Below are 9,187 nucleotides of genomic sequence, written 5' to 3'. Positions count from 1 at the left end.
GGGGTGCAGGCGGGTCGGCAGGCGGCACCGGCGGGGCGGGGTCGGCGTCGTGCGTGGCGAGCACGGCACGCAGCGGCAGGGACGTGAGCCACGCGGGGGCGCGGTGGTCGCTGCGGGTGGCGGACGTTGCGTCCAGGGCGGGAGCCATTGCGGCCTCCATGTCTCGGTGACGGTGAGCGCCCACTCGGTGCCGCGTTGCGCGGCCCTGGGCGGGTTGTGTCCGGCTGCCTCAGAGGAGGTAGCCGAAGTTGGTGAGCACCCGGACGGCGTCGTCGGGGCTGGTCGAGCTCGCGAGGATGTCCTCGACGGAGGGCCGGCCGGTGCGGGTGAACCGGTAGGCGCTGGTGCGGTCGCCGCTGGTGGTGGTCTGGGTGAAGGTGCGGCCCCTGGCCAGCAGCGGCCCGTACTGGGCTTCGAAGCGGGCGAGCTCAGTGCGGGAGACGGTGAAGTTCCGGTAGGTCAGGCCCGGCTCAGCACCGGCGGTGCGGGCCATGTCGCGGGCGAGGATCCGGGCGCCGGGGCGGGTGGTGCCGGTCGCGGTGTAGCGGCGGCCGTCTGCCGCGGTCGTCATGCCGTCGCGGGCGTTGACGACCTGCGACGGGTCGGCGCCGAGGTCGATGGCCTGCCGCTCAGCGCGGGACAGGCCGTTGACGTTCCCGGCGCGCACCGCGGCGAGGGTGTCGGTGACGAGCTCGTCGCCGATGTCGTTTTCCGCGGGGACGTTCACGCAGTCGCAGTGCGGGTGCCTGTCGAATCCGGCGGAATACCGGTACCACCGCCCGGCGAGGATCGCGCAGCGGGCGCAGGACGGCGCCCGGAGTGCACGGACGTACCCGGTGACCCGGCGGGCGACCCCAGCCGCGGCGGTCGAGGTCCGGCCTGCGTCGGCGATCTCGGTGCGGGCGTACATCGCGAGCAGGGACCGGCCGAGGTCGAGGGTGGTCGCGGTAGGTGCACCACGGTCGAGCGCGTAGGCGGCGCGCTGGGCGGGGATCCGCAGCAGCGGCGCCAGCTCGGTGCCAGCGGCACCGGTGCCGGCGAACGACTCGGGGATGACGCGGGCCGCCGGGGCGCGGACCACGCCCTGGGAGGCGAGGACCTCGGCGACGTAGGCGTCGGCCATGGACGCGGCAACGAGCTGTGCGGCGGAGAACGCACCGACTGCCTGGGCGAGGAGCGGCGTCCAGGTGCCGACCGGGTCGGCCGGGTCGATCTGCCGCCAGAGCCGGGCGAGCAGGAGCGCTGCCTGCTCGCCAAGCGCGGCGAGGTCGGCGCGGTAGCGGGTCGCGACGTCGAGCGTGGCCTGCGTGGTGGCCATCAGTCGCTCGGGCCGTCACCCTCACCGGGCGCAGGGTCGGCCGGCTCGAGGTCACCGTCGTCGCTCATCTCACCCGGCGAGGTGGCCGGGACAGGCTTGGGCGGCGGAGTGAGACCGAACGCGAGGGCGCTGGTGCGCTCGTCCTCCTCCTGCATCCGGTCGATCTGGGTGGCGGAGTAGCCGAGGTCCTCGCGGGTCTGGCGGAGCGGGACGATGCCGGCCTGGTTCTTCTTCACCGCGGCGTCGGCGACCTGGGCGATGGTGGGGGTCGAGGCGTCCCGCCAGATCGTCTCCATCCGCGATGCCTCGGCCGGGACGGAGTTGTCGCGCCACAGCAGGGCGAGACGCATGACCCGCTCCCAGGACCCGCCGAACGAGCGTTGCTTGCGTTCCGCGCGCTTGACCAGCCGGACCTCGCCCGAGCGGATCGCGTCGGCGGACGCCGGGTTGTCCGTGGCGAAGTTCAGGTAGTGCGCAGGCAGGCCCGAGACCTGCCCTGTGATCTGGGCGAGGAGCTTGAGCGTCTCGTGGAAGTTGCTGAGGTTGGACTCGGGGAACTGCCCGACCTCCGCGCCCTCCTGCTTGGTCCGCTCGGAGGCCCAGATGTTGCCGGCGATCTGCCGGAACGGGCTGATCTTGTTTCCGGCCTCGTCCTCGAAGTCCTCGCGGGAGAAGCCAAGGGCCCAGCGACGGGGCATGGCGTGGAACTCGGCGGCCACCATCATGTCGGTGGCGACCTTGCACGCTGCGTCGGAGATGGGGATGACCGGAGCGAGGTCGCTGGTGCCTTCGCCGACTGCGGCCAAGGCGCCGGCCTGCATCACCTTGGCGCCGTTCATCGCGCGCAACCGTGGGCGGTTGACGATCGGCTCGACCGGGACGACGCCCCGGCCGTGCTCGTCCGGGTCGTCGGAGCCCTGCTCCCAGCCGCTGCCGGCACCAACCCACCAGGACGTCTCGTTCGGCAGGTACAGGGTGGCCCGCTGCTGCCCCTCGTCGTCCGTCCAGAACTTCGCCGCCGCGGCGACCTTGCGGGTCCGGGGGTCCCGTTCGTGGATGACCTGCAGCGGCGACTCGACGGTGATGATGGGCCGCCGGGCGTCCTCGCCGTTCGTACCCACGATGGCGTAGGACCGCTTCATCACGAGCGCGTCAAGGTGCGCCTGCTGAGACCACTCGTCGAGGTCGTTGGCCTGCCAGATGTCCCAGAGTTCGTCGTTCGCCGAGGTGCTGTTCGCGAGGCGGAAGCCCTCGATGTCGAGGCGCTCCTCGACGGAGTCGACGACGAGCATGGGCCACGCGATGACGACCTGGCGGAGCCTGTCGGACAGCTGTGTCACGAGTTCCGACGCCAAGTAGCTGAGCGGCTGGGTGCCCTCGTAGTGGGCGTTGTACCGCTCGAGGGCCGGGACCTCGTTCTTGTGCTGCTCCTTGAGGCGGATCAGCCACCAGAGCGGGGACCCGGGGTCTGCGTTGGGAGCGGGCACCTCTGGTCACCGCCCTTCCGGCGTCTCGGTGCCCCGCTCTTCACAGGACGACCATCTTCTTGGATCTGCTGCGGGCCTTGGCCATCCGGTCGAAGTCGCCGGCGGCGTGCGCGTCCTGGGCCGCCTCGTGCGCGAGGACGTCGGCCATGGCGGCGTCGATCTTCTGCTGGGGCGAGGGCTTGGCGAGGATGTAGCGGTCGCCGGAGCGCGCGGCCTTTCGCGCATTTCCGACATGTCTGGTGGTGATCGGGCACTCGTCGTGCGTGGACCGGCCGGTCTTGAGGTCCGTCAGGGTGCGCTCGAGGGCCGAGTGCATCTGGACGATGCGGTTGGTGGCCCACTCGATGACGACCTTCTCGCCGTGCTCGTTCGCCCAGTCGGCGATCTCCGAGCGCCAGTCCCTGGGGTCGCAGTACATCCGCAGCACCACGTACCGGCGGAACACCTCGGCGACCGCAGCGTGGACCTCCGCACGCGGGATCTGGCCGTCCCACTCAGCGGGGTCCCAGATCGTCGGGCGGGCGTCCGGCCCGTAGGTCGGGGTGAAGCGGTGCCCGTCCGCGGTCTCCAGGCGCAGCGCAGTCCAGTCGTCGACGTCCGAGCCGTCGAACCCGGCGCAGACGAGGAGCCCGTCCGGGACGGTGCGGGCCTTGGCGCCGCCGTTCGTCCAGAGCTCGGGCGGGCACCAGGTGCCGGCCCCGGAGACGATCCGGTTGCCGAAGAACCGTTCGGCCTGTGCGGGGTCGCGCTCGAGCAGGTCGGCCGCCTCGGCCTCGATGCTGTCGTCGTCGACGTGGCCGCCGGCCGAGCGGAGCGTTTCCCCGTAGACCGCCTGGTGGATCTTCCGGCGGTCGCGCTTGTTCTTGTACGAGAGCGTGCGGGGCGCCTGGGCGAACTGCCGGTAGACGTCCTTCGCGCTGGACTCGAACTGCTGCTGCGCGACCGAGTGCTGGGACGGGTCCCACGCGTTGGTCGTCAGGCTCGCGCGGCCACCCATGCCCGCGAGGCCGCGGTACTGGGTGTCGGCGACGCCCTGCATCTTGTTCGTCTTGGTCCAGAGGCCGACCTCGTCCTGGGGGACGAAGGTGACTCGCTGGCCGAGGCGGGACTGCGCGGATGACGTGACGGCGTCGATGCGGCCGCCGCCGGGGAGGCGGATGAACTCCTCGCCGGTGCGGGGCACGACGTCGTCGAGCGGGCCGAGCTCGATCATCGGGCGCAGCGCGCCGTAGACGTTGTCGACCTGCTCCTGGGACAGCGCCGTGATCTGGATGAGCGGCGTCGGCCAGGGCATGCCCATGGGCTCACCGGGCTCGTAGACGTACTCCCAGCCGCACCCGCAGCCGTAGTCGCGGCAGGCGTACCCGTCGTCGGGGCCAGCCCAGCCGGCGAACAGCGCCGGGCCGACGCCTTCGAGGCAGACGTGCGCCGCGGACTTCGGGCCCTTCCCGATCTTCTGCGGGCCGACGAGCAGCCCACGCCGGTGGACGAACGCCGGCCCGAGCAGCGGGGAGTCGGGGATCCAGCGCGCGTCGCCGCGGACGAGGTAGAAGTTCAGGAGGTACGTGAGCTGGAAGTCGTAGAGCCGGAACGGCGCGCCCCGGCGGAAGCCGTCGGGGACGACGCAGTGGGCCTCGACCCAGGCGGGGGCTACGTAGAGCGGCTGGGGGTCACGCGACGCCGCCACCTGCGGCCAGCTTCCGGGCGCGGTCCCTGACCGAGTCGGTGGCCGGGGCCGCGACGGGCCGGACGGGGGCGGTGGCCGCGCGGCGGGCACCTATCTCGTCGGTCACGATCCGCCACCGGTTCCGCGCCATCGCGGCCGGGTTCACGCCGAGGCGGTCCGACCACTGCCGGGCCTCCTTGGCCTGGTCGAGGTCGCCGAGCTCGCCGAGCACCTGGTGCCGGACGTACATCGCGACGGCGCGGTGCTGGTGGTCCCGCTCCCAGATGACGGCCTGCGGGTACTTCCAGAGCTCGCGCCACAGCGACCGTTCCCGGCCGTCCTGCTCCTTCACCTGGAAGTCGAGGACCTCGATGTCGCGCTGGGCACGCTCGAGCTTCTTCTCCAGGGCCGCGGTGTCGTCGCCGAGGAGCAGCTTCTCCTCGATGACCCGCAGCAGCAGTTCGGCGCGAGCGGCAGCGACGTTGCGCTCCGCGCGCAGCCCGATGTCGGGGAGCAGCGGCCACGTCGGCGCGGCGGCCTGGGCACCGTTCGCCCGCCGGCGGCCCTCGGCGGGCAGCGTCGTCCAGCCGGCCGCGTCCGAGGGACGCTCACGGCGCAGCGCGTTCGGGTCCGGCGGCGGGCCGGAGTTGACCCGCGCCCCTCCCCTAGGCATCGACGACCTCGAGCGTGAGCACGACGGGGTCGTCGCTGTCCGGGCGGCGGGTGGTGACCTGGACGTAGCCGGCGCCGAAGTCGAGGGCCAGGACGTCGACGGCGTCGGCGTTCAGCAGCGAGCACGCGTCGCGGAAGCCCTGGAGCTCGGGCGACGTCGCGACGTCGAGACCGGCGGCCGGCTTCACGGTGAGGCGAGCGCCGAGCACCTGGCCGAGCGCGGCGAGCGCGCTGGTGACCCGGTAGCCCGGGATCGTCGCCTGCTCGGCCGCGTCAGCCACGGCGGGGAACCCGCTCGACAGGAGCGATGATCGTGACCGTTGCCACGGTGTCGCCGGCCAGCACGTGGCGGCCGTCGACGTCGCGGGCGAAGAGCACGACACGGACCTGGCCCGGCGTGAAGTGCACCTCGGCGAGGTCGTTCGGGTCGCTCTCGATGCCGAGCAGCGCGAGGGCGCCGGTCAGCTGGTCGATGTTGACGGGTTCGACGGCGCGGTGGTCCACGACGGTGGGTGCCTTGGTGATCAGCATGGCGGTCTCCTCGACCGCGTTGCGCGGTTTCGGGGTTGGCGCGGTCTCGCGTTGCGCGAGCGCGGGGTCGAGCGGCGGCCGGCCGGCGTTGCGCCGATCGGTCGCTGGGTCGTGCGTGAGAATCCTTTGAACCTGACTGACCCCCGAGAGCCCTTCCCGGCGGTCTTTCGGGAGGGCGTCCGAGGGGGTCTCCCCCCACCCCTTTGTCCGTTTTGAACCGCGCCCTGTTGGGTGGGTTCGACGGTCAGCGGGAGTTAGTGATGGCGGCGCCGATGGCGCCACCAGCGGAGCGGTTGCAGCGGGCGTGCTCGAGGCGGTCGGCGCGGGCGCCGGGGTTCGTCACGCGGTCGAGGGTGTGCCCATGCTCAAGGTCCTGCTCGGGGGTCATGGGTTCGCCGCACCTGGCACACGACCAGGGCGGGCGGCCGGCGGCCAGGTCGCGGCGTAGGTCGGCGAGGAGCCGCTCCTTGGCGCTGCGGTGTCTGGCGTCGTAGCCGCGCTGGTGCGCGGTCCCCCGCTTCCGCTCGGCCTCCTGGGCGCAACCGGTGCAGCGGCCAGGGCCGTAGACCATCTGGGGGCAGCCGGGTGTCGGGCAGGCGCGCCAGGCGTTGCGTGCCATGGGCTCACCTCCGACGTGCGGAAGCCCCCGACCACAGGGAGGTCGAGGGCTTCCTGGTTCGCTCTACCGCGCGGGGGGCTAGGTGGAGTGATCCGATGGTGGAACCGTAGCAGGATTCCGCAGGTCAGCGCGGAGGACTGCGGAAGTCGGCGTGTTCCTTGCCGAACTTCATGATGCCTCCTGGCCGATGGCTCGGTTCGCGCGGGCCGCTGCTCGTCGGGCCCGCTCGACGTCGAGGAGTTGTTCCTCGCGGACGTATCGCTGGCGATCGATGGGGTTTCGGATGGCCGTGAGGTCACCGACCGCGACCCAGCGCCGGATCGTGTCGACCTTGCGGCCGACGCGGGCAGCGGCCTGCGGGATGGTCAGCCAGATCACGCGGCACCTCCGACGGCCTGGGTGCTGTCCTCGTCGGCGACCTCGATGCCGGCGGATGGGTCGGCCTCGATGAGGTGTTCGGCGACCGCCCACTGGTAGAAGCCGCGGATGGCGTCGAGGCGGGTACGGGCAGCGTGCGCGACGGCGAAGGTGGCGACCCACTCGGCGACGAGCGCGGCGTCCGCGATGAGCGGCGCGACCGCGGGGATCTCGGCGTCCTCGGCGCGCTTGGCGATCCAGGAGCGGAGCGTCTGGAGGGCGCGGCGCGCGACATAGACGTCGGCGGCCCGGCGCCGGGTGACCTCGAGGCGGTAGAGGTAGGCGGCCTCGGGGTCCTCGAAGACCAGGTTGGCGACGACGACGCGGGTGTAGAGCCCGTAGTGGGCCTCGGGGATCGGCTCGCCGCAGTCGCGTGCGGTGCAGCGGATGGAGACGGCGCCGGTGTAGAAGCGCGGGGCGAAGCGGGACAGGCTGAGCCGGTCGCACGCGGGGCACGGGGTGGACAGCCGGACGGGCCGCTCCTCGAGGGACCAGCGGTTGCTCTTCGTCGCGACCTCGCTGGTGAGCTCGGCGACGAAGTCGGCGGCCCAGGGCTGGGTGGCGACCCAGGCCATGTGCGGGCGGAGCCAGTCGACGAGGGCGGTGGTCGCCGTCCACACCTCGGGGTCGGCCGCCGGCGGCTGGGTCCAGCCGTCACGGACACACCGCGGGGTGTGCGGGCCGATCTGCCCGGGCCGCAGGCACAGGCACTGGCGGACCCGCGACGGGTCGGAGCGGTCCATGTGGCCCGTCCCCGGGATGGGCGGAACCATCGCAAGGCCGAAGCCGCGGGGCGGGTCGTAGGCGACCGCGCAGCCCTTGCAGCGGCCTCCGGGGCAGGTGGAGCGGTGGACGGCCGGGAGGAACCGCTTGGAGGCCGGGAGGACCATCGTGCCGCGCCAGGTCGGGCCGGTGAGGTCCCGGCCGTCCATGACCTCGGTGCACCAGGCGACGAGCATGGAGTGCAGGGCATCGGCGTCGTCGACGGCCGCGAGAGACAGCGGCGCCGGCGGGGTGCGGGTGCCGCGGACGTGGACGCCGTCCGGGCTGGCCGAACCGGGCACGACGTGGGAGCGGATGTGCTCGACGAGGTCGGGCAGACGGACGAGGGAGTCGTGGGCGTTCCCGCGGCAGCGGGCGCACACCAGGTCGTCGCCCTCAGTCTGGCGGGGCCGGCGGTCGGTGTCGTCGCTATCGGGCGACGGGGGGACGGTGCATCCGGACTGGCAGTCCACGTTCGGGGTGGTCCTCTCCCTGGGGGTGGTGCCCGTCCCCCGACGGGCGTCTCGGTCGTGCGCGGTGGTGCGGGTCGCGGCGAGCGCCGCGGTGTTCAGGTGGTCGGCGCTTGAGTCTCGCCGCGGGCTGATGCCTCGAGCGCCTTCCACGCGGCATGCAGGGCGCGGAGCCTGGCGATCGTTGAGGCGTCCCAGCGGTAGAGGGATGCGACCTCCGTCATGGCGTCGCCGGCGTCGGGACCGTCGGTCTCGTCGTCCCAGCCGCAGACGATTCCGTAGATCCACGCTCCGTCCCGGCCGTCGTTGCTCCAGTCGCGGGAGGAGAACGCGACGGCGTCGTGGAGCGCCCCGAGTGGGTCGAGGTTCGGGGGGCCGGCGAGGGCCGTGATCGGGTCGGTGATGACGTTGCGCGCAGGCGGCGCTGCGGCTGCCTCTCGCGAGCAGACGTTGCACATTCCCGGGCCGCCGCAGCGGGCGACGTTGACGGGTCGGCCGGTCTGGGGGACGTTCGGGATCCGGTGGCCGTGGCTGGTCCAGCCGGTGAGGCCGGGGTCAGCCACGTGCCACCGTCCAGGGGCCCTTGGTCGTGGTGATGGTCCCGTCGGGTGCGGTGACGGTGCGGACGGTGCGGCTGACCTTGGGCCAGCCGTTGAGGTACTCGTCCTCGGGCTCGCGGGACTCCCGGAAGATCTCCTGGGTGTTCGGGGACTGGCAGCCCCACTCCACGTGCTCCTCGATGACCCCGTAGAAGTGCACCCACCCGATGGCGGGTAGGGCGTCCAGGACGGCGGTGACGGCAGCCCGCATGGTCGCCTTGTTCGCCTCGGGGACCTCAGCCCACGGCTTCCTGGACCGCTCCTGCGTCTCCCAGCCCGCGGTGACGGCCGCTGCTTCGTAGGCGTCGTGCATGACCTCGCACAGAGTCTCGACGGTGCTGGCGGTGCCGGTCGTGGGCATCAGGCGGTCTTCCTCTCGGTGTAGGCGTCCCAGCACTTCGTGCGGGTGCGGGGGTCGCCGTGGACGGGCTGGCCGGTGCGTTCGATGTGTTCGGCGGTGACGTTCTCCCCGCATACGACGCACGGTGCGGGGAGCGTGGGCAGGGCGGCGTCGACGGCGGTGACGTAGTCGATGAGGCGGGTCAGGGGGACGCCGCGGCCGCCGAGGCGCTCCGCCGCGGCGAGCGCCTGCCGGATCGGTGTGGGCGCTGCGGTGATGGCGGGGGCGTAGCGGGCTGGGTGGGGC

Annotated in this window: 12 protein-coding genes; all 12 read right to left on the bottom strand. The window is 72.7% G+C overall.

Annotation, left to right across the window (positions count from 1 at the left end):
- Positions 1–229: 229 nt before the first annotated feature.
- Positions 230–1,318 (bottom strand): hypothetical protein, encoded by a 1,089-nt coding sequence (locus ECOMGDLI_RS00075; protein ID WP_088312412.1) that lies wholly within the window; start codon positions 1,316–1,318, stop codon positions 230–232.
- Complete coding sequence (locus ECOMGDLI_RS00070; RefSeq protein WP_088312410.1) at positions 1,318–2,805, bottom strand: phage portal protein; 1,488 nt, start codon at positions 2,803–2,805, stop codon at positions 1,318–1,320. The genes ECOMGDLI_RS00075 and ECOMGDLI_RS00070 overlap by 1 nt, the downstream gene beginning before the upstream one ends.
- Before the next feature lie 40 nt (positions 2,806–2,845).
- Entirely contained in the window at positions 2,846–4,492 is a 1,647-nt protein-coding gene (locus ECOMGDLI_RS00065) for a hypothetical protein (RefSeq protein WP_088312408.1), read from the bottom strand.
- Positions 4,476–5,144 carry a hypothetical protein gene (locus ECOMGDLI_RS00060; RefSeq protein ID WP_088312407.1) on the bottom strand — a complete coding sequence of 223 codons (669 nt, stop codon included), beginning with the start codon at positions 5,142–5,144 and terminating at the stop codon, positions 4,476–4,478. Before ECOMGDLI_RS00060 ends, ECOMGDLI_RS00065 begins: the two co-directional genes overlap by 17 nt.
- A complete protein-coding gene (locus ECOMGDLI_RS00055; RefSeq protein WP_088312405.1) occupies positions 5,137–5,424 on the bottom strand; it encodes a hypothetical protein in 288 nt (95 codons plus the stop codon). Before ECOMGDLI_RS00055 ends, ECOMGDLI_RS00060 begins: the two co-directional genes overlap by 8 nt.
- Positions 5,417–5,674, bottom strand: coding sequence for a hypothetical protein (locus ECOMGDLI_RS00050; RefSeq protein ID WP_088312403.1), 258 nt, complete (start codon positions 5,672–5,674; stop codon positions 5,417–5,419). The genes ECOMGDLI_RS00055 and ECOMGDLI_RS00050 overlap by 8 nt, the downstream gene beginning before the upstream one ends.
- A gap of 244 nt (positions 5,675–5,918) precedes the next feature.
- Positions 5,919–6,293 (bottom strand): hypothetical protein, encoded by a 375-nt coding sequence (locus tag ECOMGDLI_RS00045; RefSeq protein WP_143447375.1) that lies wholly within the window; start codon positions 6,291–6,293, stop codon positions 5,919–5,921.
- A gap of 168 nt (positions 6,294–6,461) precedes the next feature.
- Positions 6,462–6,671: a helix-turn-helix domain-containing protein gene (locus ECOMGDLI_RS00040; RefSeq protein ID WP_088312399.1), complete on the bottom strand. Its 210-nt coding sequence runs from the start codon at positions 6,669–6,671 to the stop codon at positions 6,462–6,464.
- Positions 6,668–7,855 (bottom strand): hypothetical protein, encoded by a 1,188-nt coding sequence (locus ECOMGDLI_RS00035; RefSeq protein WP_088312397.1) that lies wholly within the window; start codon positions 7,853–7,855, stop codon positions 6,668–6,670. Before ECOMGDLI_RS00035 ends, ECOMGDLI_RS00040 begins: the two co-directional genes overlap by 4 nt.
- Positions 7,856–8,040: 185 nt before the next feature.
- Complete coding sequence (locus ECOMGDLI_RS00030; protein ID WP_088312395.1) at positions 8,041–8,505, bottom strand: hypothetical protein; 465 nt, start codon at positions 8,503–8,505, stop codon at positions 8,041–8,043.
- The gene (locus tag ECOMGDLI_RS00025; protein ID WP_088312394.1) at positions 8,498–8,902 is read right to left on the bottom strand and encodes a hypothetical protein; all 405 of its coding nucleotides are present in this window, start codon (positions 8,900–8,902) and stop codon (positions 8,498–8,500) included. The genes ECOMGDLI_RS00030 and ECOMGDLI_RS00025 overlap by 8 nt, the downstream gene beginning before the upstream one ends.
- A partial coding sequence (locus ECOMGDLI_RS34220) for a hypothetical protein (protein WP_158220798.1) occupies positions 8,902–9,187 on the bottom strand: 286 nt, incomplete at its 5' end. The genes ECOMGDLI_RS00025 and ECOMGDLI_RS34220, both read right to left, overlap by 1 nt.

The organism is Kineosporia sp. R_H_3 (assembly GCF_002198675.1).
GTDB lineage: Bacteria > Actinomycetota > Actinomycetes > Actinomycetales > Kineosporiaceae > R-H-3.
Note: the sequence above shows the minus strand (reverse complement) of the source record. Positions and strands in the feature narration are given on the sequence as shown.